Source organism: Roseovarius sp. AK1035, from assembly GCF_003288315.1.
Taxonomy (GTDB): domain Bacteria; phylum Pseudomonadota; class Alphaproteobacteria; order Rhodobacterales; family Rhodobacteraceae; genus Roseovarius; species Roseovarius mucosus_A.
The window spans coordinates 897,516-921,778 of record NZ_CP030099.1 but is presented as its reverse complement, the minus strand read 5'-3'; the positions used below and the strand labels follow the sequence as shown (position 1 = coordinate 921,778).

General features: G+C 60.1%; 22 protein-coding genes. 12 read left to right on the top strand and 10 right to left on the bottom strand.

What is annotated here, in order from left to right:
• Positions 1 to 147 precede the first annotated feature (147 nt).
• From RAK1035_RS04470 to RAK1035_RS04450, 6 genes are all read left to right on the top strand, one after another.
• Complete coding sequence (locus RAK1035_RS04470; protein WP_008279748.1) at positions 148 to 1,278, top strand: TRAP transporter substrate-binding protein; 1,131 nt, start codon at positions 148 to 150, stop codon at positions 1,276 to 1,278.
• Between the two features lie 79 nt (positions 1,279 to 1,357).
• Positions 1,358 to 1,942: a TRAP transporter small permease subunit gene (locus RAK1035_RS04465; RefSeq protein WP_008279747.1), complete on the top strand. Its 585-nt coding sequence runs from the start codon at positions 1,358 to 1,360 to the stop codon at positions 1,940 to 1,942.
• Positions 1,939 to 3,357 (top strand): TRAP transporter large permease, encoded by a 1,419-nt coding sequence (locus tag RAK1035_RS04460; RefSeq protein ID WP_008279746.1) that lies wholly within the window; start codon positions 1,939 to 1,941, stop codon positions 3,355 to 3,357. The genes RAK1035_RS04465 and RAK1035_RS04460 overlap by 4 nt, the downstream gene beginning before the upstream one ends.
• Positions 3,347 to 4,690 carry an amidase gene (locus RAK1035_RS04455; protein WP_008279745.1) on the top strand — a complete coding sequence of 448 codons (1,344 nt, stop codon included), beginning with the start codon at positions 3,347 to 3,349 and terminating at the stop codon, positions 4,688 to 4,690. Before RAK1035_RS04460 ends, RAK1035_RS04455 begins: the two co-directional genes overlap by 11 nt.
• Before the next feature lie 15 nt (positions 4,691 to 4,705).
• On the top strand, positions 4,706 to 4,864 hold the full coding sequence (locus RAK1035_RS20360) for a hypothetical protein (protein WP_008279744.1): 159 nt from the start codon (positions 4,706 to 4,708) through the stop codon (positions 4,862 to 4,864).
• A 1-nt stretch (position 4,865) separates the two neighbouring features.
• Positions 4,866 to 5,831, top strand: a complete 966-nt coding sequence (locus RAK1035_RS04450; RefSeq protein WP_008279743.1) for a 2-hydroxyacid dehydrogenase — start codon at positions 4,866 to 4,868, stop codon at positions 5,829 to 5,831.
• Positions 5,832 to 5,855: 24 nt separating this feature from the next.
• Here the strand turns inward: RAK1035_RS04450 and RAK1035_RS04445 are convergent, their stop codons facing one another.
• From RAK1035_RS04445 to RAK1035_RS04420, 6 genes are all read right to left on the bottom strand, one after another.
• Positions 5,856 to 6,320, bottom strand: a complete 465-nt coding sequence (locus tag RAK1035_RS04445) for a PTS sugar transporter subunit IIA (RefSeq protein WP_037296874.1) — start codon at positions 6,318 to 6,320, stop codon at positions 5,856 to 5,858.
• Between the two features lie 46 nt (positions 6,321 to 6,366).
• Complete coding sequence (gene hpf, locus RAK1035_RS04440; protein ID WP_037297038.1) at positions 6,367 to 6,930, bottom strand: ribosome hibernation-promoting factor, HPF/YfiA family; 564 nt, start codon at positions 6,928 to 6,930, stop codon at positions 6,367 to 6,369.
• Between the two features lie 240 nt (positions 6,931 to 7,170).
• Complete coding sequence (gene lptB, locus RAK1035_RS04435) at positions 7,171 to 7,929, bottom strand: LPS export ABC transporter ATP-binding protein (RefSeq protein WP_008279740.1); 759 nt, start codon at positions 7,927 to 7,929, stop codon at positions 7,171 to 7,173.
• Positions 7,926 to 8,429 carry a lipopolysaccharide transport periplasmic protein LptA gene (gene lptA, locus RAK1035_RS04430; RefSeq protein WP_037296870.1) on the bottom strand — a complete coding sequence of 168 codons (504 nt, stop codon included), beginning with the start codon at positions 8,427 to 8,429 and terminating at the stop codon, positions 7,926 to 7,928. The genes lptB and lptA overlap by 4 nt, the downstream gene beginning before the upstream one ends.
• A complete protein-coding gene (gene lptC, locus RAK1035_RS04425; RefSeq protein ID WP_008279738.1) occupies positions 8,426 to 9,040 on the bottom strand; it encodes an LPS export ABC transporter periplasmic protein LptC in 615 nt (204 codons plus the stop codon). Before lptC ends, lptA begins: the two co-directional genes overlap by 4 nt.
• A gap of 3 nt (positions 9,041 to 9,043) precedes the next feature.
• On the bottom strand, positions 9,044 to 9,655 hold the full coding sequence (locus RAK1035_RS04420) for a ribonuclease D (protein ID WP_008279737.1): 612 nt from the start codon (positions 9,653 to 9,655) through the stop codon (positions 9,044 to 9,046).
• A gap of 208 nt (positions 9,656 to 9,863) precedes the next feature.
• Between RAK1035_RS04420 and RAK1035_RS04415 the strand changes: the two genes are divergently transcribed.
• The 6 genes from RAK1035_RS04415 to mdoH all read left to right on the top strand — a co-directional run bounded on the left by RAK1035_RS04415 (position 9,864) and on the right by mdoH (position 19,097).
• Entirely contained in the window at positions 9,864 to 11,486 is a 1,623-nt protein-coding gene (locus RAK1035_RS04415) for a thiamine pyrophosphate-binding protein (RefSeq protein WP_008279736.1), read from the top strand.
• 10 nt (positions 11,487 to 11,496) lie between these two features.
• Positions 11,497 to 12,672 (top strand): CaiB/BaiF CoA transferase family protein, encoded by a 1,176-nt coding sequence (locus RAK1035_RS04410; RefSeq protein WP_008279735.1) that lies wholly within the window; start codon positions 11,497 to 11,499, stop codon positions 12,670 to 12,672.
• Positions 12,673 to 13,078: 406 nt separating this feature from the next.
• Positions 13,079 to 14,455, top strand: coding sequence for a tetratricopeptide repeat protein (locus RAK1035_RS04405; protein WP_008279733.1), 1,377 nt, complete (start codon positions 13,079 to 13,081; stop codon positions 14,453 to 14,455).
• Between the two features lie 36 nt (positions 14,456 to 14,491).
• Positions 14,492 to 15,724 (top strand): OpgC family protein, encoded by a 1,233-nt coding sequence (locus tag RAK1035_RS04400; protein ID WP_037296867.1) that lies wholly within the window; start codon positions 14,492 to 14,494, stop codon positions 15,722 to 15,724.
• Entirely contained in the window at positions 15,721 to 17,226 is a 1,506-nt protein-coding gene (locus RAK1035_RS04395; RefSeq protein ID WP_037296864.1) for a glucan biosynthesis protein, read from the top strand. Before RAK1035_RS04400 ends, RAK1035_RS04395 begins: the two co-directional genes overlap by 4 nt.
• The gene (gene mdoH, locus RAK1035_RS04390; protein WP_037296861.1) at positions 17,214 to 19,097 is read left to right on the top strand and encodes a glucans biosynthesis glucosyltransferase MdoH; all 1,884 of its coding nucleotides are present in this window, start codon (positions 17,214 to 17,216) and stop codon (positions 19,095 to 19,097) included. The genes RAK1035_RS04395 and mdoH overlap by 13 nt, the downstream gene beginning before the upstream one ends.
• A 7-nt stretch (positions 19,098 to 19,104) precedes the next feature.
• Here mdoH and RAK1035_RS04385 read toward each other — a convergent pair whose 3' ends face one another.
• From RAK1035_RS04385 to RAK1035_RS04370, 4 genes are all read right to left on the bottom strand, one after another.
• Positions 19,105 to 19,947, bottom strand: a complete 843-nt coding sequence (locus RAK1035_RS04385) for an alpha/beta hydrolase family esterase (RefSeq protein WP_008279729.1) — start codon at positions 19,945 to 19,947, stop codon at positions 19,105 to 19,107.
• A gap of 98 nt (positions 19,948 to 20,045) precedes the next feature.
• A complete protein-coding gene (locus tag RAK1035_RS04380; RefSeq protein ID WP_008279728.1) occupies positions 20,046 to 21,473 on the bottom strand; it encodes a sulfotransferase family 2 domain-containing protein in 1,428 nt (475 codons plus the stop codon).
• A 6-nt stretch (positions 21,474 to 21,479) separates the two neighbouring features.
• A complete protein-coding gene (locus tag RAK1035_RS04375; RefSeq protein WP_008279727.1) occupies positions 21,480 to 23,180 on the bottom strand; it encodes a DUF5927 domain-containing protein in 1,701 nt (566 codons plus the stop codon).
• 25 nt (positions 23,181 to 23,205) lie between these two features.
• Positions 23,206 to 24,192 (bottom strand): glycosyltransferase family 2 protein, encoded by a 987-nt coding sequence (locus RAK1035_RS04370; protein ID WP_008279726.1) that lies wholly within the window; start codon positions 24,190 to 24,192, stop codon positions 23,206 to 23,208.
• Between the last annotated feature and the right edge of the window lie 71 nt (positions 24,193 to 24,263).

Genomic DNA, 24,263 nt, shown 5'->3' with positions numbered 1-24,263 from the left:
TAATCTTACCAGAATGCTTGCCTTTGCCCACATAACCGTTACGATTGCCCGCGTGTGGCGGAAACAGGGCCTCGAATCGCCCGTGGGGGATATGCTTTGCCCGCCATCCGATGCGAATAGACGCAACAGATTTATGGGAGGACTACCATGACAAACAAGTCGAAGATGGATCGGCGCTCGTTCCTGCGCCGCGCGGCGGTTGGGGCGCCGGCGGTTGCTGCGGGCGCGCTCGCGGCTCCGGCGGTGTTGGCACAGGCGCCGTTGGTGCTCAAGATGCAGACATCTTGGCCCGCTGGCGACATCTGGCAGGAAATGGCGCAGGATTATGCAACCCGCGTTGAGGAAATGTCCGGCGGCCGTCTGAAGATCGACGTGCTGCCTGCCGGCGCTGTCGTGGGCGCATTTCAGGTGCTCGACGCCGTGAATGACGGTGTTCTCGACATTGCGCACTCGGTGCCGGTCTACTGGTATGGCAAGAACAAAGCGGCCTCGCTCTTTGGGACTGGCCCCGTGTTCGGCGGCTCGGCAACCACGATGCTCAGCTGGTTCTACGAAGGCGGCGGCAAGGCGCTCTATGACGAGCTGACCCAGGATATCATGGGCCTCGAAGTCGATGGTTACATGGGCTTCCCGATGTTCGCGCAGCCCTTCGGCTGGTTCAAGGGCGAGGTGAACACTGTCGCTGACCTGCAGGGCTTCAAATACCGCACCGTGGGTCTTGCTGCTGACCTGCTGCAGTCGATGGGCATGTCTGTCGCCCAGCTTCCGGGTGGCGAAATCGTGCCCGCGATGGAGCGTGGCGTTATCGACGCGTTCGAGTTCAACAACCCGTCGTCGGACCGTAACTTTGGTGCGCATGACGTGGCCAAGAACTACTATCTGTCCTCGTATCACCAGGCCTCCGAGAGCTTTGAATTCCTGTTCAACAAGCTGACCATGGAAGATCTCGATCCTGATATGCGCGCGATCCTGAAGTACGCGGTTGAAGCGGCTTCCACCGCGAACACCGCCAAGGCAATGCGTCGCTATTCTGCAGACCTCAAGTGGCTGCAAGAAGAGGCCGGTGTTACCATCCACCGCACCTCCACGGACATTCTGAATGGTCAGATCGAAGCATGGGACAAGTTGATCCCGGTTCTCGAAGAAGACCCCTTCATGAAGAAGTGTCTCGACAGCCAGCGCGCATGGGTGGAGCAAGTCACCTATTACGAACTGATGAACGCGCCTGACTATGCGCTTGCCTTCGATCACTACTTCCCGGGCAAGCTCAAGATGTAATCACGGTGTAAAAACCGGAAAATCCAGGGCCCCGGCGCAGGAAACGCCGGGGCCGCTTTCAAAATAGAGGGGGCTCCGTGTGATCGGTTTCATACGTTTCGCCGACAACCTGTCGGCCTGGTTCGGCAAGGCGTTCGCCTGGCTGATCGTCCTGATGGCCTTTGGCACCGGCTATGAGGTGGTGGTGCGCTATCTCTTCAATAATCCGACGGCTTGGGCACTTGATGTGTCCTTCATTATGTATGGCACGCTCTTCATGATGGGTGGCGCCTACACGCTGTCACGTGGCGGGCATGTGCGGGGTGACTTTCTCTATCGCCTCTGGCAGCCGCGTAATCAGGCCAAAGTCGATTTGGTGCTGTATATCCTCTTCTTCTTTCCGGGTATTCTGGCGCTGATCATTGCCGGATGGAAATATGCTGCGCGCTCTTGGTCCTATGCCGAGGTTTCCGTGAACAGCCCGGCAGGTATCCCGATCTATCAGTTCAAGACTGTGATCGTCGCCGCCGGAATCCTTCTCTTGATCCAAGGTGTCGCTCAGGTGTTTCGTTGCATCCACTGCATGCGTACCAATGAATGGCTCAAAGCCGATGAAGATGTCTTCGAAACCGAAGACCTGCTGATGCAAAAGGCCGCTGAGGCCGAAAAGGACGCACATCCATGACCGATCCGCAAATCGCCCTGATGATGCTGGGCCTTTTCCTTATCTTCGTCTTTCTAGGCTTTCCCATCGCATTTACCCTCATGGCTATGGGTATCGGCTTTGGCTACTACGCTTATTTCGATGCCGGCCGCATGTGGCGCAGCTTTGACAGGCTGGCCGAGGATGCCGGGGCGTGGGACCAATGGACTCTCTGGCTGGAGGGGTTCTTTAACAATCGAATATTCGATTTGTTCGTGAACCAGACCTATACGGTTATGTCGAACGAAGTTCTGACCGCCGTGCCGCTGTTTTTGTTCATGGGTTACATCGTCGAGCGCGCGAATATCGTCGACCGGCTGTTTGGCACGCTCAACATCGCGGCGCGCAACATGCCGGGCTCTATGGGTGTGGCGGCGCTGATTACCTGCGCGCTTTTTGCTACCGCCACCGGCATCGTCGGCGCGGTCGTGACACTGATGGGCCTTCTGGCGCTGCCTGCCATGCTCAAGGCGCGGTATGATCCGTCCTTTGCGTCTGGCATCATTTGCGCTGGCGGCACGTTGGGCATTCTCATTCCGCCGTCGATCATGCTGATCGTTTACGCAGCGGCGTCGAGCGTCTCTATCGTGCGCCTCTACGCGGCGGCACTTTTGCCGGGTCTGACGCTGGTTGGTCTCTATCTCATCTACGTGATCGGTCGCTCGATCCTGCAACCGTCTGTGGCCCCCAAGCCGACCAAAGAGGAAATCCCCGAGATTCCCAAGACCCAGCTCTTTGTCATGATCCTGACATCGCTGGTGCCCTTGGCCTTTCTCATCCTCGCAGTGCTTGGTTCCATTCTGTTCGGTCTGGCCACCCCGACCGAAGCGGCATCAATTGGCGCACTGGGCGGCATCTTCTTGGCCTTCGCCTACCGTGCGATGACATGGCAGCGTATGCGCGAAAGCGTGTATCTGACGGTGCGTACCACAGCGATGGTTTGCTGGCTCTTTGTTGGGTCCTACACCTTCTCGGCGGTGTTCTCTTACCTCGGTGGCGAACATGTGATTTCCGAATTCGTCCAGAGCATGAACCTCACCCCGCTGATGTTCCTGCTGTTGGCACAGCTCATCATCTTCCTCTTGGGCTGGCCGCTGGAGTGGTCTGAAATCATCATCATCTTCGTGCCGATCTTTCTGCCGCTTCTGGCTTTCTTCGAGATCGATCCGCTTTTCTTTGGCATTCTGGTGGCACTCAACCTGCAAACCAGTTTCTTAACGCCACCCATGGCCATGTCGGCCTATTACCTCAAGGGGATCGCCCCGCCAGAGATCAAGCTTACGCAGATTTTCTCGGGCGTCATGCCGTTCCTCTTCTGCGTGTTCATCGCCATGGCCATGATGTATAATTTCCCGCAGATCGTCTATTATCTGCCGGAGCTTATGTATGGCAAATAAGGCCGATATCCTGATGCTATCCGCGTGCGAGTTGCGCACGCGGCTGGCTTCGGGGGCGCTGAGCGCCCTCGATCTGGTTGAAGCGTGCATAGACCGGATCGAGGCGCGAGAGCCTGAAATACACGCTTGGGCTTGGTTCGATGCCGATTTTGCGCGTCAGCAAGCCAAGGCGCTGGACGCACAACGTCAGGCCGGGCGCCCCATCGGGGCGCTTCACGGTCTGCCGGTTGCCCTCAAGGACATCATCGACACCGCCAAGATTCCGACAGAGAACGGCTGTCCGCTGGACGCGGGCCGCATTCCCTTCAAGGATGCGGCCATCGTCGCCCGTCTCAAGGCGGCGGGTGCCGTGATCATGGGCAAGACGGTCACGACCGAACTGGCCTATATGCATGCGGGTGCCACCCGCAATCCACTCAACACCGCACATACGCCCGGTGGTTCGTCCTCGGGCTCTGCGGCGGCGGTGGCGGATGGGATGGTGCCGCTCGCCATTGGTACGCAAACCGGCGGATCGGTGATCCGGCCTGCGTCCTATTGCGGCGTGACCGGCTTCAAGCCCAGCTTTGGTGCGATCCCCCGTACGGGTGTTCTGATGCAGTCGCCCACGCTCGATACGCTTGGGGTTTTTGCCCGCACCCCCGCCGATGCGGCGCTTTTGACTGAGGTCTTGATGGGGTATGACGAGGGCGATCCGGCGACAACGCCTGCCCCAGTGCCGCCGCTCTTGTCGGTGGCCACATCAGAACCACCGCTCAAGCCGGTTTTTGCCTTTCTCCGCCCGCCGGGTTGGGACAAGGCCGATCCGCAGCTGCATGCGGCCTTTGACGAGCTGATCGAGGCTTTGGGCGATCAGGTATTCGAGGTGCCGCTCCCCAATGCCTTTAACGAAGCGGCGGAAATCCGGGCGCGTATCAACTTCGCCGAAATGGCGAAATACTATTACCGCTATGGCAAATCCCTCGACGCGCTTGGGCCACGCACCCAAGAGGCGCTGAACACCGGCAATGCCACGCTCGCGCGTGACTATCTCGCGGCACTCGACTGGGCTGACGTGCTTTATGCCGGCCTGGGCGAGATTTTTGAGCGGTGTGATGCGATCCTCTGTCCCGCTGCCACCGGCCCCGCACCTGAGGGGCTAGAGTATACGGGCGATGCAATTTTCAACGGGCTCTGGACGCTAACGGGCACACCGGCGGTCACGGTGCCCGCGTTCACGGCGGAAAATGGCCTGCCGATGGGGGTGCAATTCGTCGCCGCACGCGGCAATGACGCGCGCCTCTTGCGCAACGCAAACTGGTTCACGGGCTGGCTTTCCGAAGCCGCCGCATGAGAAAAGGATGACGATATGAACAGATTTCTGGCGCTTTTCGCCTTCGCGCTCTTGGCCGCCTTTCTCTACATCCTTGTGCGCAAGGTTGGCACGCTCGACCTCTGGGTCGTGGTGGGCCTGACAGTGGCACTGGCGGGCTATGATTTTCTGAGCTCGAGCAAGAACAAAAGCTGACATGCCTGATAAGAAAGTCCTCTGGATTCCGCGCCGCCTGTCCGACGCCACCCTTGCGCGTGCCCGTCGCGATTACGATGTGATCGTGAACGAGGCGGATACTCCCGGCACCGCCGAGGAAATCATCGCGATGAGCGCCAAGGTCGACGGAATGATCCCCTGTCATTCCGAGCATTTTTCGGCCGAAGTGGTGGCGAATCTCAACCCACGCCTCAAAATCGTCGCCAACCATTCGGTTGGGGTTGATCACTGCGACCTCGCGGCGCTCAAGGCCGCTGGGATCGTTGTCACGAACACGCCCGATGTGCTGTCGGATGCCACCGCCGAGATTGCGATGCTGCTGATGCTGGGGGCCGCACGGCACGCGGTTGCAGGCGACCGCATCGTGCGTCAGGGACAATGGGATAGCTGGTCGCCGTCGTTCATGGTGGGCAAACAGATGACGGGTGCCCGGTTGGGTATCGTCGGCATGGGGCGCGTGGGCCGTGCCTTTGCCGCCAAAGCGCGCGGCTTTGATATGGAAATCCATTATCACAACCGCACACGTCTTGCGCCGGATGAGGAACATGGCGCGGTTTTTCACCCCGATGTCGAAAGCCTGCTCGAAGTGGCGGATTTTCTCTCGCTGCATTGTCCGGCCACACCCGACACGGTCAACCTGCTCAACGCGACGCGCCTTGCGCGGTTGCCTGAGGGGGCTGTGGTCGTCAACACGGCGCGCGGCGCGCTGATTGATGAGGATGCGCTTTTGGCCGCTTTGAAATCCGGCCATGTTGCTGCCGCTGGTCTTGATTGCTTCAAGGTAGAGCCGGGTGGAAATGCCGCCTTTGCGGCGCATGAAAACGTCTTCATGTTGCCCCATATCGGCAGCGCCACGCGGGCAACCCGCGATGCCATGGGCTTTCGCGCGCTCGACAATCTCGATGCTTATTTTGCGGGGCAAGAGCCGGGCGACAGGCTGGTCTAAGACTACCAGCCGCCCGATAGGGCGTCAGGCGGCTTGTACCGCCTGCGCCTCTGTAACGATGGTATAAAGCGTCAAGGGATCGGTATTCGAGCGTAGCTTGGCGCGCAGCCCTGCGTCCCGCAGCGTGCGAGACACCAACGCCAGCGCCTTGAGATGTTCAACCCCCGCATCAATCGGTGCAAAGAGCGCAAAGGCCAGATCCACCGGCTGCCGATCCACAGAATCAAAGTCGATCGGTTTCTCCAGCAGCGCCAGCACCCCAACGACCTGATCCAACCCATCCAGCCGCGCATGCGGCAAGGCGACGCCATGGCCCACACCTGTCGGGCCAAGGCTCTCGCGTTCCAGCAAAGCTTCGACCGCAGCAGAATGAGACACGCCATAGGCCGCCTCGGCAATGTTGCCGAGTTCATGCATCAGGCGCTTCTTGCTGGTTGCACCGGACAGCACGCGTACGGCCTCTGGCTTGAGGATCATAGGAAGTTCCATGAGTTGAGCCGCTCAGACAAGCGTATCACCGCCTGCCACCCTCTCGTTATGGGTCAATCCAGCCGATATTGCCGTCTTCACGACGATAGACCACATTGACCGTATCCTTGCCTTGTTTGCGGAAAACAAGAACAGGTGCCCCTGCCAACTCCATCTGCATGACCGCCTCGCCAACCGAGAGCGACGGAATTTTGGTTTCCATCTCGGCCACGATGATCGGTTGCAGGCTGTCGGGCTCTGATTCCGGTTCCGCGCTATCTCCGGCGAGGATATAAGTGGACGCTCCAAAGAGTTCAACCGGTTCCGCCCGGTCGCGGTGATGGTCCTTGAGCCGCCGCTTGTAGCGGCGCAATTGTTTTTCCATCTTCTCGCAGCAGGCATCAAAGGCGGCGTAGATTTCATGCGCCTTGGCGCTGGCCTGCGCCGTCAGGCCGGTCGACAGATGCACGATGGCTTCGCAGGCAAATTCGCTGGCGCTCTTGGAGAAAACGACCATCGCATCGGTCGGGCGTTCGGCGTATTTCGCAACAGCCGTGCCCAATTCTTCTTTCACATGCGTTTGCAGGGCCTCGCCAATGTCGATCTGCTTTCCACTGATTTGATACCGCATCTCATCTCCTTCGATTGACAAACCGGGGCCATACGCGGCGTATGCGCCGCGGGTTTGGTTAATCCCGGATGCTGAAAACTGACCGGTGGCGAAATTGTCCCAAGACAGGCCCTTGTCGCGGGGGCCATTCAGGGAACAGCGCGAGATCACCACATGTCATAGCTCAATTGACGCGCTTTCCGCGCGTCTTGTCAATCTGATTTGAAGGAGAGGAGCGCGGATTTGCCGCCCGTAGCGACATTAGGAAATACGAAAACTGTCGCCCAGATAAACACGGCGCACGTTCTCGTTTTCCACCACATCACGCGGGCTGCCGGACATGAGCACCTTGCCATCATGCAGGATATAGGCGCGGTCCACAATTTCGAGCGTTTCGCGCACATTGTGGTCGGTGATCAGCACGCCGATCCCGCGTTTCTTGAGGTCAGCCACCAGATGCCGGATATCGCCCACCGAAATTGGGTCCACCCCGGCAAAGGGCTCATCTAGCAAAAGGTAACGCGGATTGGCTGCAAGGCAGCGCGCAATTTCGACTCGACGCCGCTCGCCCCCCGACAGGGCGAGGGCCGGCGCGCGCCGCAGATGCTCGATCGAGAAATCCGACAAGAGTTCTTCCAGCCGCTCGCGCCGCTTGTGCCGATCTTTTTCGGCGATATCGAGAATCGCGAGGATATTGTCCTCGACCGAAAGACCGCGAAAAATCGACATCTCTTGCGGCAGATAGCCGATACCCAGCTTGGCCCGGCGATACATCGGCAGTCCGGTCACATCGCGCCCGTCGATCCGAATATGCCCACCCTCAGGATATATCAGCCCGGCAATGGCATAGAATGTCGTGGTCTTGCCCGATCCATTCGGGCCAAGCAGCGCCACCACCTCACCCTGACGCAGCGTGAGCGTGACGTCACGAATGACCAGCCGCTTGCGATAGCTCTTGCGCAGGTTCTCGACCACCAGACCGGTGCTCTCATGGGCCAGTGTCAGCGTCGGTTGGTTCATGGGGTGGTCCCCGGTTGCAAGATGGTCTTGACCCGCCCGCTGACCTGCGCGGTCCCTGCGGCGGTATCGACCAATACGGTCTCGCCAGCGATGGCGCTGGTTCCCTGCACCAAAAGCACATTGCCGCGCAGTTCGATCAAGCCGGTTGAGATGTTGTAATCGGCGCGCTCGGCCTCGGCGGCATCTTCGCCGCTGACCAGCGTTACGCCGCCCGTTGCCTCTAGGCTCTCGATCCCGCTTCGGTCGGGCAGGTAGACTACCAGCACTCGTGGTGCCGCCAACCGCATCTCGCCCTGACCGATCACCACATTGCCGGTAAAGGTGGCGGTATTGTCGGCCTGATTGACGCTAAGGTTGTCTGACGTGACTTCGACCGGCAAGCCGCGATCTGCTTGGGTCTTGCCAAAGGCCACTTGCCCGGCCTGTGCCCATGCGCCAACAGGCAGAAGAGCCATTGCGATGGCCGCGATCAATCCGGAAACTCTTGGCACTGGTCTCATTCCCCCGTTTCCCCCGGCTGGTATATCAGCTTGACGCCCTCGGTGAAAAGCAATTCCGGTTCACCGCTCTCGGCATTGTTATGCAATAGCATCCGCCCGGCAGTCAGCGTGCCAATCGGCCCGGTTGCCGTGACCTGTCCAGGCGTTTCGGCATAGACCTCGTCCAGCCGGGAATTCAGGCGCTCGGTGTCGATGACATAGCCGGTCGAGGTGGTGATATGGACCTGTCCCATCAGGCTGGCGGTCATCTGCCCCTGCTGCATGTCGGCCTGACCCGCAGTGATGTCGATCACCGTCCCGGCGTTCAAGCGAAGCTGCGCGGTCACCCCGTCTGCGATCAGATTCTCGGGCGTGTCCCGATTGGGGCGCGCGAATTCAGCAGCAAAGCGGATTTCGTCGCCCTCTTGCGTCACCCCGGCAAAGCGCGGGTTGGTGGCCCCCAGATCTTGTGCGCGCTGCTCCAGATCAATCTGTGACGAGGGCACGGACAATGTGGGATCAACCGTGCGCGAGAAAAGGAACAGCGTCGAGAGCAGCCCAAGCGCGCTGAGTGGCAGGATGATCTTGATCCAGGCCACAATCCGCGAATAGGTGTTCTGCGCGCGCGCCATCCGTCAATGCGCGAAAATGTCGATCTCGGGCCAACCCGCCAGATCGAGCAGCGCCCGCTGCGGCAGAAAATCGAAACAGGCCTGTGCCAGTTCCATCCGGCCCTCGCGGATCAGCCGCGCGTTCAGCTCGTCGCGCAGGCGGTGCAGATAGAGCACGTCCGAGGCGGCATAGTCGAGCTGTGCGGCACTCAGGCTATCGGCCCCCCAGTCAGAGCTTTGCTGCTGCTTGGAGATGTCGATGTTCAACAACTCCTGCAACAGATATTTAAGGCCATGCCGATCCGTATAGGTCCGGATCAATTTCGAGGCGATCTTGGTGCAATAGACGGGGGCCGCCAACGCGCCAAAGGCGTTCTGCATGGCAGCAATGTCAAACCGTCCGAAATGAAAAAGCTTGAGGACATCGGGATTTTCCAGCAACCGCGCCAGATTGGGTGCGGTTGTCTGCCCCTTGGAAACCTGCACCAGATGCGCATGGCCATCCCCGCCTGAGAGCTGCACGACACAGAGCCGGTCCCGATGCGGGTGCAGTCCCATGGTCTCGCAATCAATCGCCACCACAGGGCCAAGATCCAGCCCATCGGGCAGGTCGTTCTGATAGAGATGGTTTGCCATTGGAAATCCTTGTGGCCGGTGCGATCCGGGGCCGTGAAATTGGGCGAATTGCGTTTTGATTAGGCGCTTTCGTTCGGTCTCTCAACCCAGATTTAGGTCTGCGACCACAGGAAAACCAGTATCGCCCCGGTCTTTGCGCTGCGAACCGGGCTTGCGGTCGCTTCTGCGCTCGGCCACAAAGTCGGCAAAAGGAAAGAGGAGCCCGCCCGTGACCGTGACCCAACAAAGCCAGAATCGCGCCGCTGATTACCTTGCGCGCCGTCTTTACGAGGCAGGATGCCGCCACGCCTTTGGCATGCCGGGCGGTGAGGTTCTGACCGTGATGGATGCACTGGCGCGTGCGGGAATCGAGGTGACGCTGGCGCGGCACGAAAACGCCGCCGCCTTCATGGCCGAAGGTGTCTGGCACCGCACTGGCGCGCCCGGCATCCTGATTGCCACGCTGGGGCCGGGGGTTTTGAACGGCGTCAATGCCATCGCCAACGCGCATCAGGACCGTGTGCCGCTGATTGTGATTTCCGGCTGTGTCGATGCCGATGAGGCGCTGACCTATACCCATCAGATTCTTGATCATGAGGCGGTGCTGGCGCCGATCACCAAGGCCACTTTTCGCCTGACTGCGCAGGGGGCCGATATCATCGCCGACAAGGCCATTGGCATCGCCACCGAAGGCCGGCCCGGCCCGGTGCATATCGACGTGCCGATTTCGGTGGCGGATATGCGCGTGACCCCGCCGCGCCTGCGCCGCCGCCCCGATGCTGTGCTGATGCAGCCTGCAGCCCCTGAAGCGGCGCGCGATTGGCTGGCGGCGGCAGAGCGTCCGGTGATGATCGTGGGCCTCGATGCGGTCAATGAGGGGGCAAGCGCGGCAATATGTGAGACCGCCGAACGCCTGAATATCCCCGTCATCACCACGTACAAGGCCAAGGGGATCATCCCCGAAACCCACCCGCTTTGCTTGGGTGGTGCGGGCCTTTCACCGCTGGCCGATGGTATCCTCGTGCCGATCGTGCAACAGGCCGATCTGATCCTCTGTGTGGGCTACGACCCTATTGAGATGCGCCCAGGCTGGCGCGAGATCTGGGACCCTGCCGAGGTCAAGGTGATCGACATCGCCGCCGTCCCCAATGACCAATATATGCATCAGGCGACAATGAATATCGTCGGGGCCTGCGCGCCCTCTCTTGCGGCCATCACCGAGGGCGTCAGCCCCCGTGCGACGTGGACGGGGGGGCAGGTGGCCGCAGCCCGTGCCGCGCTGGCGGGTGCCTTTCCAACGGATGACGAATGGGGGGCCGCCGGTGTCATCGCCGAGGCGCGCGCCGTGCTGCCACAGGATACCATCGCCACCGTCGATAGCGGCGCGCATCGCATCCTCCTCTCGCAGATGTGGACAAGCTACATCCCCCGCGCGCTGCTGCAATCCACCGCGCTTTGCACCATGGGCTGTGCCGTGCCGCTGGCGATGGGTGCGAAACTCGCCACGCCCGATGTCCCCGTCGTCAGCTTTTCCGGCGATGCCGGGTTCCTCATGGTCGCGGGCGAACTCTCGACTGTTGCCGAACTCAAGCTGCCGGTGATCTTTGTCGTCTTTGTCGATGCGAGCCTTGCGCTGATTGAAAAGAAACAGCGCGAGCGGCAGATGGTCAATCTTGCCGTGGATTTCGGCCATCACGATTTCGCCGCCATCGGGCGCGCCTTTGGCGGCCATGGCGTGCGCGTGACCAACCGCGCCGAACTGCGCGCCGCCCTCTTGGCTGCGCAAGAGGCTGACACCTTTACCGTCATCGCCGCCGAAATCGACCGCGGCTCGTATGATAACCGTATCTAAGGAGCTGCCCATGCCCGGCCCATTGGATGGTCTCGTTGTCCTCGACCTCAGCCGCATTCTGGCGGGTCCCACTTGCACGCAGCTTTTGGGGGATCTTGGGGCCGAGGTGATCAAGATCGAGAGTCTTGAGGGCGACGATACCCGCCAATGGGGCCCGCCCTTTGCCTTGGATGCCGATGGCACTCCCACCGATCTTTCGGCCTATTTCATGTCGTCCAACCGAAACAAGAAATCCGTGGCGGTGGATCTGACCGATCCAGAGGTGCAGCGCCTTTTGCATGCTCTGGCCGCCCGCGCCGATGTGGTGATCGAGAATTTCAAACCCGGTGGCCTTCGCAAATACGGTCTCGACCACGAAACGCTCTGCGCCGCCTATCCGGGCCTTGTCTATTGCTCGATTTCCGGCTTTGGCCAGACTGGCCCCAACCGCGACAAGCCCGGTTATGACCTAATGGCGCAGGGCTATGGCGGCATCATGTCAATCACCGGCGAGGCGGCAGGCGAGCCTATGAAAGTGGGCGTGGGCGTCGCCGATGTGGTGTGCGGGCTTTATGCCGCGACCGGCATTCTGGCGGCGCTGCGCCACCGCGACGCGACGGGCGAGGGGCAGCATATCGACATTGCTCTGGTCGATGCCACGATGGCGTGGCTGGTCAATCAGGGGCTGAATTACCTCACCTCTGGCGTTTCGCCCACCCGCGCGGGCAATGCGCATCCCAATATCGTGCCCTATCAGGTCTTTGCCACCGCCGATGGCCATGTGATCGTGGCCGTCGGCAATGATAGCCAATATGCCCGGTTTTGTGATTATTTGGGGCAGCCGGATTGGGCCACTGATCCGCGCTATGCCACGAATACCGCCCGCCTTGCGCAGCGCGACACCCTCGTGCCGATGATCGCCGAGGTGTTGGCAACCCGCACCACCGCGCATGTGATCGCGGGGCTAGAGGCGCGTAAGGTGCCAGTGGGGCCGGTCAACACCATCGGCCAGGCGCTGGAAACCGAACAGGCGCAGGCGCGCGGCATGACGATCACTATGACCGCACCACATACCGCCAAGGGCGATGTGCGCCTCATCGGCAACCCGCTCAAATTCTCGCGCACGCCGGTCAGCTATCGCAGCGCGCCGCCCACCACCGGGGCCGATACCGAGGCGGTGCTGGGGCCGCTCAAAAAGGGATTGTAATCGCATTTTCGCCGCCCGTGTCGCGGCAGGACTCGTGGCCCGATACACCTTTACACAACCAAGAATGCAGGCGGCACTGCGCCGCTTGCACCCACGGCGGTCTTTCATTTTAGTCAACAAAATCGGGTGTGATCCTGGCGCGCTTGCAACCGAATTGGACGGCGTTTTCAAAACTGTCGCCGAATCCGCCATCGCTGAATGATTTTGAGGCGGCGCGGCCGCTCGCAATCTACGCCTAAGCGAAATTGCGCCTATTTTCCGGTGTATTACACCCTGCGCCCTGCCACTCACCTGTCACAATCGTTAAACTGAAGATAACGAGTTGGTGAGTAAGGCGGTGCATGTGTTGCTGCTTTCATATTTGCCGGGATAGCTGTGATAAAAGCTAGGAAAAGGATTTCGGGTCATGCGTGCAGATCAATTCGGGTATGAGTTGACCATATCCTCCCCCACCGTCGCCGAGGCGTGGGACAAGATGGTATTGGCCTTTCTCGCCCATTCCGCGAAGACCCCAGACCACCTAGGCACAGTCCTAAGCCAAGAGCCGGATTTTGCCATGGCCCATGCCACCAAGGGGCTGTTTTTCCTGATGCTTGGGCGGCGCGAATTTAATGAGACGGCGCAACAGGCGCATAGCATCGCCACGGATGCCGCCCTGCGCACTGCGCCCACGGCGCGTGAGGCGGGTTATGTCCGCGCTTTGGGCGCGTGGCTTGATGGGCATCTTTCTGAAACCGTGCGCGAGATGGAGGCGATTCTTACCCGCTGGCCCGAAGATGCGCTGGCGATGAAGATCAGCCATGCCACACGCTTCATCCTTGGCGATGGTAAAGGCATGCGCGCCTCGATCGAGGCGCTCTTGCCGACCTATGACGCCAAGAACCCGGCACGCGGCTATCTCTTTGGCTGTCACGCTTTCTCGCTTGAGGAAACCGGCGATTATGCCCGTGCCGAGACGGCTGGTCGGCTCGGCCTCAGTCTCTCGCCCGATGATGCTTGGGGTCTACATGCAGTGGCGCATGTGTTCGACATGACGGCCAATTCGCGCGCCGGGCTTAGCTGGCTTGAGGGGCGCGAACACGCTTGGGCGCATTGCAACAATTTCCGCTATCATGTGTGGTGGCACAAGGCGCTGATGCATCTCGACCAAGGCGAGATCGACGCTGTATTCGACCTGTATGAAACAGAAATTCGCCGCGACAAGACCGATGATTTCCGTGACATTTCCAACGCGACCTCGCTTTTGATGCGATTAGAGCTTGAGGGGCATGACGTAGCGAACCGCTGGGAAGAATTGGCCGATATCTCTGAGCGGCGCAGCGAAGATGGCTGCCTGCTCTTTGCCGACCTGCATTATCTTTTGGCGTTGATTGGTGACAACCGGGACATGGCCGCCAAACGCATGCTTGGACGGATGCACCGCGACGCCAAACAGACAAACGCGGGCGAACTCATGGCGCGTGTGGCCAATCCCGGCCTTTCGGCGGCCACCGGGCTCGAGGCTTTTGGTGAAGGGGATTACAAGACAGCGTTTCTTAACCTTGGCCGGGCGCGGCGCTCTATGCAACTGGCCGGTGGCAGCCACGCCCAACGCGATGTGTTCGAGCGCCTGACGATTGACGCCGCTATTCGCAGCGGCTTCCTAGACGAGGCCGAAAATATATTGCAAGAGCGCACCACGCAGCGCGCAGGCCGTCTTGATTCCTATGCCAACACCCGATTGGAACTTATCTCACGGTCGCGCGTTGACTGGACTGGCGCTGACCGTTTGCCAGCGGAATAGGCGCGGACAAATTCACGAAAAGGAGTCGGCACCGGTATGACGAGTGTTGCAGATCCGTCTATGACGCATGGGCGCGTTACAAATGCGGCCGCCAAGCCGGTCGCAAGCACGCGCGACATCCGGCTGGATTTCTTTCGCGGCATTGCGATGTTCATCATCCTGTGTGCCCATACCCCAAGCAACTTTTTCACAAGCTGGATTCCCGCGCGCTGGGGCTTTTCGGATGCGACCGAGATCTTTGTGTTCTGCTCCGGCATGGCCTCGGCCATCGCCTTTGGCCGCACCTTTGACCGAGCGGGATGGACCTTGGGCACCGGGCGCGTAGGCTACCGCGTCTGGCAGGTCTATTGGGCGCATATCGGCATGTTTGTTGTCATCGCGACCATGCTGGCGGCCTTTGATGTGTGGGGCGACTTTGGAAAAAGCTACATCAGCTCGCTGAACTTGCAGCATTTCTTCGAGAACCCAGCACCGCAATTGGTGGGGCTGCTTACGCTTAGCTATGTGCCCAACTATTTCGACATCCTTCCGATGTATCTGGTGATCCTCGCAATGATGCCCATCATCATGGCACTCAGCCGCATCAGTCTCTGGGCGGTGGCAGCGGCGATGGGCCTGACCTGGCTCATGGCGCAGGAATTCCTGCTCGACTCATTGGGCTTGGGTCAATGGCATGTGGCCTTTTCGGCAGAGCCGTGGTCCAACCGCGAGTGGTTCTTTAACCCGTTCGGCTGGCAGTTGATCTTTTTCACCGGCTTTGCCTTTATGCGCGGCTGGCTGCCCAAGCCGCCGGTCAACCGGGTTTTGATCGGTATCGCAGCGGCGCTTGTGATCGCGAATATCCCACTTTCCAACATTGGCGTGCGCGAATTTGGCTTTGACTGGGCCCGCGACTGGCGCGGCGCCAATAGCTGGCTCTTCAACAAATCCGATTTCGGTATCCTGCGCTACATTCATTTTCTGGCGCTTGCATATCTGTGCTGGGCAGCGGCCGGAGAAGGTGGTATGCGCCTGCGCGCCACTGGCACTGGCATCATCTCATATGTGTGGGGAGTTCTGCTCAAAATGATTCTGAAGGTCGGGCAGCAATCGCTGGCGGTCTTCGTCTTCTCCATGGTGTTTGCTCGGTTTTCGGGCTTTGTCATGGACCAGATCGGACGCAATACTTGGAACATGACGGTTGCGAATTTCGTAGGATTCGCGGCGTTGATCGCGGTGGCTTACATCGCGGGCTGGTTTAAATCTCATCCATGGCGGGTCGCGAAATGATCCGGCGTGATGTTCTCAAATCCATGGCAGCTCTCGCGCTCTGGCCCGGCATGGTCCGTGCCGAGGATGGCGTGGCCTTTTCCGAAGAGGCGCTGCACGAACTGGCGCGGCAGATCGCGGCCAATCCCTATGCAGAGCGGCCCTTCGTGCCCGATGCCTGGCGTGACCTGACCTATGACCAGTATCGCGGAATCCGGTACAACACCGATAGGGCAATCTGGGCGGGCACCGACACCACGCTTGAATTCGACATGTTTCCGCCGGGCCTCTATTTCCCGCATGCGGTCGAAGTGAACATGGTCGAGAATGGCGTCGCCCGCAAACTGCCGTTCGATTTCGCGCTCTATGACCTGCATGAAATCGTGCCGGAACTGCCAGTCGATGACGCACTGGGCTATTCGGGTATTCGCCTACGTGCAGAGATCGAAAAGCCGGGCTTTTTTCAGGAATATGCCGTGTTCCAAGGCGCCAGCTATTTCCGCGTGATTGCGCGCGATTTGGCTTACGGTCTTTCGGCGCGCGGTCTGGCGCTCAACACCGCCTCGCCCGATGGTGAGGAATTCCCGGATTTCACCCGCTTCTGGATCGAGAAGCCAGCACCCGGCGTCACCGAGCACAAGGTCCACGCCCTGCTCGAGAGTCCCTCTGTCACCGGCATCTACCACTTTACCCTGCGCCCCAGCGGCACCAAGACCGAGGTCGATGTGCGGTGCACCCTTTGGCCGCGTACAGAGCTTGCGAATGTCGGCATCGCGCCGCTGACCTCGATGTTCTACTTCGATGAAACCAACCGCGGCCGTTTCGATGATTTCCGCCCCGCCGTGCATGACAGTGACGGGCTTAGTATCCATAACGGCAATGGCGAATTGATCTGGCGGCCTTTGGCCAACCCGACCTTTATCCAGATTTCCAGTTTTGGGGATGAGAACCCGCGCGGCTTTGGATTGGCTCAGCGCGAACGGGCCTTTTCCAACTTCGAGGATCTCGAAGCGCATTACCACGAACGTCCCAGTCTCTGGATCACACCCGGAGAGCATTGGGGGCAGGGCGCGGTGACGCTTGTTGAAATTCCCACGGACAAGGAAATCTACGATAACATCGTCGTGTACTGGCGACCCCGCACGCCGCTTGCCGAAGGGTCCGAACATGCGTTCTCTTACCGCATGACCTGGACTGACCAGATTGAATCGGCCAAGCCGGTGACGCCTGTGCTCAACACCCGTCTGGGCAAGGGCTTTGCTCAGAATGAACACAAGGTCGTGGTCATCGACTTTGCCCCGCACCCCGCCTTGCCTGAGGATTACGAAGAGCTGGTGGCCTATGTGCATGCCAGCACGTTCGAAACCTCAGTCCCGCAAATTCAGCGCAATCCCGAAACCGGCGGTCCCCGGCTTGTGTTTTCTTTTGATCCCGCAGAGGTGATGGCGTCCGAAATGCGCGCGCAACTCTATCACCAAGGACAAGCTGTGTCCGAAGTCTGGCTCTACCGATGGACCGTTTGACACCCTTTCCCGGTTCTGGGCTGATGCCCGCGCCCGCGCCTCTGGCCCATCCGGTCCAAAGCCTGCGCCACCCCTATCGCGATCCCAACGCGCCGCTCTGGCAGCCCTCTGCCGTGTTCCAGTGGCGGCGTTTGGCGGCCTTTCTGCCTGCAGTGATCACCACGGGTGTTCTGGCTTGGGCGTTTGGCGATTGGTTGTCCACCAACGGAATTTGGTGGCTGGAATGGGTGCTGCTGGCCTTTGTGGTTGCCACCTTCTTTTGGATCGCTCTGGCGATGGGTACGGCCACGCTTGGCCTTGCTGTCCACCGTAAACAGAAACGTGCGCGCGCGGGGGTTATGCCAGAGCCGATGCGCGTGGCGCTGCTCGTGCCGATCTACAACGAGGATACCGCCGAGGTTTTCGGCAATGCCAGTGCCATGATGAGCGCCCTGCGCGTGGCGCGCAGTGCCCATCGGTTCGAGCTGTTTATCCTATCCGATACACAGGACAGTGACATCGCCATGGCCGAACAGCGCGCCTATGCCACGCTGCGCGCGACCATGCCGCCCGATGCGCCCGTCTGGTATCGTCGGCGGGTGCAAAACACGGAACGCAAGGTCGGCAATATTGCGCAATGGCTGGAAAACTGGGGTGGCGCCTATGAGGCCATGCTCGTGCTCGATGCCGACAGCCTGATGAGCCCCGAGGCGGTGATCGCACTTTCCGACGAGATGTCTCTTGATCCCACGGCGGGCCTTATTCAATCGGCGCCGCTGGTGGTGGGCTCGGATACGCTCTTTGGCCGGATGCAGCAATTCTCGGCCTCGGTCTATGGCACGCTCCTGTCTCAGGGGTTGGCGGGGTGGACCGGGTCCGAGGGGAACTACTGGGGCCATAACGCCATCCTGCGCACCCGCGCCTTTGCCGATTGCGCGGGCCTGCCACGTATGCCGTCGCTCCGGGGCAAGGGCGGGCTGATCCTCAGCCACGATTTCGTCGAGGCCGGTCTTTTGCGCCGCGCCGGGTGGGCGGTGCGGTTCATTCCCACCATCCCCGGCAGCTTTGAAGAGCCGCCCGCCACCTTGATCGACTATGCGTTGCGCGACCGCCGCTGGTGCCATGGCAACTTGCAACACCTCAGCCTTTTGGCCACGCGCGGCCTGCATCCGGTGTCCCGCTTCCACCTGTTTCATGGCGCGATGAGCTATCTCTTGTCGCCAGCTTGGTTTGGACTGCTGGTGATCTGGGCGATCCTGGGCAATGGGCAGGACAGCGTCATCACCTATTTCTCAATGGAAAACCCGCTCTATCCGGTCTGGCCAGAAATGAGCCGCGTCAGCTCTGTGCTGATCCTGCTTTTCATGTATGGCATGTTGCTTGCCCCCAAACTGTTGGGCGCGCTGGCGCTTGGCCTTGAGGACCGGCATATGCACCGCTATGGCGGGGGCGCGCGCTTTGCGGTCTCGCTTGTGGTTGAGGTGCTGCTGTCGATCCTCTTCTCGCCGATCATGATGGTGCAGCAGGTGGTTGCCGTGTTGCGGACAGCCATAGGAATTCGCCCGACTTGGTCGCCACAGGCGCGCAAGGGCGGCGATTACAGCCCCCGCACCGTGCTCAAGTTCCACGCGCTGGAAACCGTCAGCGGTGCGCTCTTGGCGCTGGGCATGGTGGCTGGGGTTGTGTCTCTCTGGCTTTTGCCGATTGCGATCAGCTTGGTCGCGGCGGTGCCGCTCTCGATGATGTCGGGTCTGCGGCTGGATCAGCGGCGCGGCCTTGCCTCGCTCATGGCAACGCCCGAGATGGTAGACACACCGCCCATCCTGCAACTTGCGCGCAATCATCGCATGATGTTTCGCCTGCCCGAAAGCCCGCCAATCGCAGCAGAATAACGCTGCGCTATTGGCTGGGCTCCGCCAGCGCCTCGAACCAGTCAAGCGCCAGCGTGCTCCAACCCTTTGGCACGCCATGCCCCCCGTCGAATAGCGCGAATTGCAGCGCTGCGCCGGGGGCGCATCGTGTCCAGGCGCGGCGCATAAAGCCGTCTGCCGTCTCGAACCAGTCGGCGCGGTGAGCCTCGCAACCATTGGCCGCGCGCCACAGGCTCATAGCGTGAAACACATCGCCTTGCGCAAAATCGCGCCCAGCAACCTGACGGATCACGCGCCCTTCTAGCGGCACCACCTCATCCCGCCAGCCATGCGTATGCAAAAGCCGAACAGGTCCGGCGCAGCCCATGGGATGTGGCCGCCAAAAGCTGCCAGAAACCGGGGCATAGGCGCTGAATGCCTCTGGCGTGGCGCAGGCGATATAGCTCGCCAGCGATCCACCGATAGAGAACCCCGCCAAGAGGCTGCGCTTTGGGTCAACGTCAAACCGGGCGGCGGCATCCTGCATCACCTCGTGCAGAAACGCGGCCTCATCCCGTTGCCCCGGAAAATCCGGGTGGAAACTCCAACTTGGTCGATCCCGCCCCGGTCTGACCAGCCCATTGGGCGCGATATAGGCATAGCCTCGCGCGGTCGCTTCCCGCGCTGTCTCGCCTTCGACCATCGGCCCACCGCGCCCACCATGCCCGTGCAGAAAAACCAGCACCGGATACGGTCCCGGCCCCTCGGGCAGAGCAATGTGATAGCTGCCCGTCGCTGTCTCGCAGGGCGTGTCTGGATCGCCGCAAACAGGGGCGGCCTGAAGCGGCCCGGCAAAACACAGGCAGAGCACAAGAGCAGAAGCGAGGCGCATCAAAGGCTCCGATCAGGGGTTAAAAGCCCGCAAGCTTCCCACAATCTGGCGCTCTTGCACAGGGCACCTGCGTCACCCTTGCGTGAGGTCCAGCCGCATCACGCCCAATCGCCAAAGCCAAAGGTCAAGTAGTCGCGCAGATAGGCGTCGCGCGTCAGCGCCTCGATCTCGGCATCGTAAATCTCGGCCAGCGGGAATGGCCCGGTTTCCGGCGCGGGCAAGGGCGCGGGGGCCTTGGAATAGCCCACCTGCCGTGCAAGCGCGGTCAGATACCCCGCCATTTCATTTTCCCGTACCACCATGTCGGGCGGGGCGAACTCGGCCAACCCTTCCAGCACAGCGGCTTGCGTTGCCCAATGCGCATCCATCCTGATCCCTGTCTGTCCCGCCAGATTGGCCTTGAGGAACCGCAGAAAGGCGGCAAAAGCCTGCCTGTGCGCGTCGCGATCATAGCTTTCGTCCAATTCCCCTTGGGGGATCGGCAGTTTGTGGAAATTGCGCAATGTGCGGCGGATGTCGCGATAGCATCCCGGCCCTTTGATCAGGATTTTGTCGCAAAAGGCGGCATGTGCCCGCGCCACCGGATGCCGCAGCACGGTAAAGCGCCGATGCCCCCCCTTGCGCCGCATCCATTGCCGCAAAGCCTTTTGATTGAGCTTCGTGGGCAATGTCTCGACCGGCACAGCGTCAAGTGCTGCCAGCCATGCGCAGACTTCGGCCTCGGGACCGGACCGCACCGGCATGTAGAGCAGGGGCGCACGCGCCCCGCTCACGAAACCTGGCACTGCCGCGCCGCGGCGTGGCTCGAAATTGGGCGTGCGCGTCAGGTTGAACGGGTCCAACCCCGCCAGCGCCCGCTCCATCTCGGCGAAATTCTCGACTTTGCTTTCCAGCGGCTCTGGGTTCTGCTTCTTGAGCGAAGCATCCAGCGCCTCGAGCCGCGCGTCGCAGCCCAGATAGCGCGCCAGCCCGTTCATCACCTCAAGGCTCTGCAAATCCTCATAAGCGAGGTAAAACCCCGTCTGGCCCGCCGCTTGTAACCGGTTGAGCAAGAAAACCTGAAACGCCTGCAACCGCCCGACATGCAGCTCGAACTCAGCCGGATCAAAGGTGATCTTGCTGTCGCGACGCCGTTTGACATTGGTTAGCTTCCATTGCCCCGTCGCCTGCGCGATTTTCCACGATACATAGCTCTCGACCGGATTGCGCGTCAGGATGATCTTGGCACAGCGCGGATCATCCAGCATCAGGTCCAGAATGCGCGGGTCGTGATCATGGAAATAGCGAAACCCGCCGATCCCCTGTGACTGCCCCTTGACCGCCCCGATCAGACGCTCTGGCACCTCGTCGCGCTCGGCCTGTGTCAGCCCTAGCATCTCGGTCTTGTTGGGATAGCCTATGAAATGTGGGTTGAACGCCTCGCCATGGCATTCAATTCCGTCAAAGGCATTCAGGTTGGTTTCCAGAAAATTGGAGCCGGTGCGCATTTCCGCGAACACCACGAAGTAATCAAAATTGCCTGTCATTCGGCCTTATCGCACAAGATAGGGTTTGCGGGGACTGCTCTGTGGTTCGTTCATACCCTGCTCTACCGGGAAATCTCCCATCACATAGGGATGCATCCCCTGATTCTTGAGGTTCTGCAGGAACTGGCCAAAGCCGGTCAAATCGGCCATGCGCGGCACTTCGGCCAAACCGCGCAGGTTCTGCTGGCCGATTTCGTCGATGATGGTCTGCAACGGCTCCATCGGGGCCTCGATGAATTCGGCCATGGTCCAGATGCGCACCCGCGCCTTGATCCATTGCGAGCGTAGAACCTCCAGATGCTTGCTTTCGACCCGCTGCAACTGCGCCGCTTCGCGCCGGATATCCGAGAAATTGGCATTGGATTTAAAGAGCGGTACGGCCCAAGCCCCTGAAATCACAGAAACCTGTGCATTGGGATCGCGGACAATATCCCACTCGATATCCGTCAACACATCGCGCGGCCCCATCTGAAAACACTGCCGCTCGCCGCGCGTGTTCCAGATCAGATTGGCCAGAAAGGCGCGGGGGTTGTAATCGCGCAGCGCAGCACTGTCCGACAGCGCCCCATTCATCACCGTTTGCCCATCCGAAAACTCGGCCCGCTCCGGCGCAAAGAGATGGCCATGCACCCGCATGCCCGTCATCCGCGCCAGCCATGGCTCGAAATTCTCAAAGAGATCGCTGAAGCCCTCAAACACCGAATAGGGTGCGCAGGTCAGCCCGTTTTCGCGACCCTCCACCGGAAACCGGCTTTGCATATAGAGGCCCGGACGGCCGCGCGTGCGCCGCTCCACCGCCTTGGCGAAAATGCGGTCAATCTTGCCGGGGTTCGGTTCCGTGCGCTTCATTGCACTGGCCTGATCGGTCAAGAACGCCTCATAAAGACGATCCGCAAAGGGCCAGATCTTGCGCGCGACGAAACAGTCAGAGCGCCGCAAGAGTTGCAGGTGATCATCATAGAAAATATGCGGCTTGCCCTGATAGTCGAATTTCGACAGCGTCAGCGACCGGCTCTCGATCTGGCGGGAATATTGTCGTGCCAGCGTCTGAAAATAGCTTTCGTCAGGTATCCAGACTTTGGAAAAATAGCGGTCATAGACGCTGCGCTCGGGGTCTTCCAGAATGGCCGAGAGCGTTTGCCGTGTCAGGCACCACCACTGGCTGCCCATATGGGGCACGATCCCGTTGGGGATGCGCCGCTTGAACCGCACCAGCCGTTGCAGGGCCACGTATTTATCAAAGAGATAGCGGTTCTTGCGCCAAGAGAACGGAAACCGCAGCGTGAACCGTTCCTGATCCAGCCCGCCGATGGTCCAAGGTACATCTGCCGTCGTCGCGCTTTCGATGAAATCGGTATGTGGCCGCTTGCCCAGATAGTCGATCAACTCCTGCACCGGGCGCAGCGGCAGACATGAGCCAGAGGCCAGATAGACATGCCGCACGTCCTTGAAATCGCGTAGCATGATCTCAGACGCCCCTTGGGTGGCGGCCACTAGCCCCCATGTGCCCCATTCACAGCGATGGCGCGGCGCAAAGCGCACATCGCTCATGTCTGACAGCGCTTGCACAAAGGCGTTATAGGTCTTGCGCGGCACTGCCTTGTCGACATGGATCACCAGCGGACAGCCAGACGCCGCCCAATGGCGCGCCACCTGTTCGGCGCGACCAAAGGCCGTGTGAACCAGCATGATGATGCCGACGCTCATTCTGTCCCTGTATCTTTCCTCGCGCTCATGCCCAGTTCCCTTTGGACATTAACCCGAGAATTTCTAATTGCCGCCAGTTTATATATTTTTCTGACCATTTGCACCAAAGTTCGGGATTGTCCTTCACGATCTCTGCATAGGCTTTGTATTCGACGCTGCCGGAATAATGCTGGCGGCGGGTCAATTCCTCTGCGGCCTTGACGGTAAAGGTATCCAGAAACTTGGCATGAAGCAGGATGCCGCTCGCCTTTTCTCCGCCCCACTCGTCATAGGTCAGGTTCAAACCGCGCGGCAGGATCATATGGGTCGAGCTTTCATAGGCATAGCGCCGGTCCCATCGTACCAGCGGCGTCTTGTTCAGCGCTGGTGCTTTTTTGGGGTTGTCCGGGAAAAATACCCGCGCCCGTGGCCCGCCCTGAATCCAGAGATTGCCATAAAACTTGTTCTTCTCGATGATATAATTGCCCGGATCGAACCACGCGGCAATTTCCATCGGGTTTTGCCCCGGCTGGTAAGGCACCGCATCAATCCTGCCCTTGGGATACATATCCAGCAGCATCGCGCCAAAGGATTTCACCTGAGAGGTGTCCAACCAGTCGGTCAGCGCGCGAATGGGCCGCGTGTCGCAGAACGGGTAGATAAAGAATTCGTCCGGATCGACCACAAGCGTCCAATGGCCATGGCCATATTTTCCCTGCAGCCAGTTAAGCCAATCCACCCCGAACCGGGCGCGCTTGTAGCTCGACTTGGTGGACCAAAGTGACACATCCTCTTGCGCGGCCAGATACTCTGCGCCGCCGTCGGTGCTGTCATTATCGACGATCAGGAAATGCGAAATCCCCAACTCGCGGTAATACCGTAGGAAATAGGGTAGGCGGATATGCTCGTCGCGCATGGTCGAGAACAACAGCACATCGCCCGGTTTGATCCGGTCGGTGCGGTTGATGACCGGAGTGAGCGAGAAATGCTTGCGAAACGCGCGAATCTTCGCCCGTTTGCGCCGCAGTCGCATCCGATATGATTGCCATGCCCCCAAAAAATCACGTCCTGTTGCCTGCCCGAAGTGGCGTCAAACTATTCTCC

Bases quoted from the DNA above. Each gene is read 5' to 3' on its own strand.
- lptA (WP_037296870.1), bottom strand. From the start codon at position 8,429: ATGAGACCAGTGCCAAGAGTTTCCGGATTGATCGCGGCCATCGCAATG.
- RAK1035_RS04405 (WP_008279733.1), top strand. From the start codon at position 13,079: ATGCGTGCAGATCAATTCGGGTATGAGTTGACCATATCCTCCCCCACC.
- mdoH (WP_037296861.1), top strand. From the start codon at position 17,214: ATGGACCGTTTGACACCCTTTCCCGGTTCTGGGCTGATGCCCGCGCCC.
- lptC (WP_008279738.1), bottom strand. From the start codon at position 9,040: ATGGCGCGCGCGCAGAACACCTATTCGCGGATTGTGGCCTGGATCAAG.
- RAK1035_RS04460 (WP_008279746.1), top strand. From the start codon at position 1,939: ATGACCGATCCGCAAATCGCCCTGATGATGCTGGGCCTTTTCCTTATC.
- RAK1035_RS04445 (WP_037296874.1), bottom strand. From the start codon at position 6,320: ATGGAACTTCCTATGATCCTCAAGCCAGAGGCCGTACGCGTGCTGTCC.
- RAK1035_RS04370 (WP_008279726.1), bottom strand. From the start codon at position 24,192: ATGCGACTGCGGCGCAAACGGGCGAAGATTCGCGCGTTTCGCAAGCAT.
- RAK1035_RS04385 (WP_008279729.1), bottom strand. From the start codon at position 19,947: ATGCGCCTCGCTTCTGCTCTTGTGCTCTGCCTGTGTTTTGCCGGGCCG.
- RAK1035_RS20360 (WP_008279744.1), top strand. From the start codon at position 4,706: ATGAACAGATTTCTGGCGCTTTTCGCCTTCGCGCTCTTGGCCGCCTTT.
- RAK1035_RS04395 (WP_037296864.1), top strand. From the start codon at position 15,721: ATGATCCGGCGTGATGTTCTCAAATCCATGGCAGCTCTCGCGCTCTGG.
- lptB (WP_008279740.1), bottom strand. From the start codon at position 7,929: ATGAACCAACCGACGCTGACACTGGCCCATGAGAGCACCGGTCTGGTG.
- RAK1035_RS04420 (WP_008279737.1), bottom strand. From the start codon at position 9,655: ATGGCAAACCATCTCTATCAGAACGACCTGCCCGATGGGCTGGATCTT.
- RAK1035_RS04470 (WP_008279748.1), top strand. From the start codon at position 148: ATGACAAACAAGTCGAAGATGGATCGGCGCTCGTTCCTGCGCCGCGCG.
- RAK1035_RS04375 (WP_008279727.1), bottom strand. From the start codon at position 23,180: ATGAGCGTCGGCATCATCATGCTGGTTCACACGGCCTTTGGTCGCGCC.
- RAK1035_RS04455 (WP_008279745.1), top strand. From the start codon at position 3,347: ATGGCAAATAAGGCCGATATCCTGATGCTATCCGCGTGCGAGTTGCGC.
- RAK1035_RS04450 (WP_008279743.1), top strand. From the start codon at position 4,866: ATGCCTGATAAGAAAGTCCTCTGGATTCCGCGCCGCCTGTCCGACGCC.
- RAK1035_RS04410 (WP_008279735.1), top strand. From the start codon at position 11,497: ATGCCCGGCCCATTGGATGGTCTCGTTGTCCTCGACCTCAGCCGCATT.
- RAK1035_RS04400 (WP_037296867.1), top strand. From the start codon at position 14,492: ATGACGAGTGTTGCAGATCCGTCTATGACGCATGGGCGCGTTACAAAT.
- hpf (WP_037297038.1), bottom strand. From the start codon at position 6,930: ATGCGGTATCAAATCAGTGGAAAGCAGATCGACATTGGCGAGGCCCTG.
- RAK1035_RS04380 (WP_008279728.1), bottom strand. From the start codon at position 21,473: ATGACAGGCAATTTTGATTACTTCGTGGTGTTCGCGGAAATGCGCACC.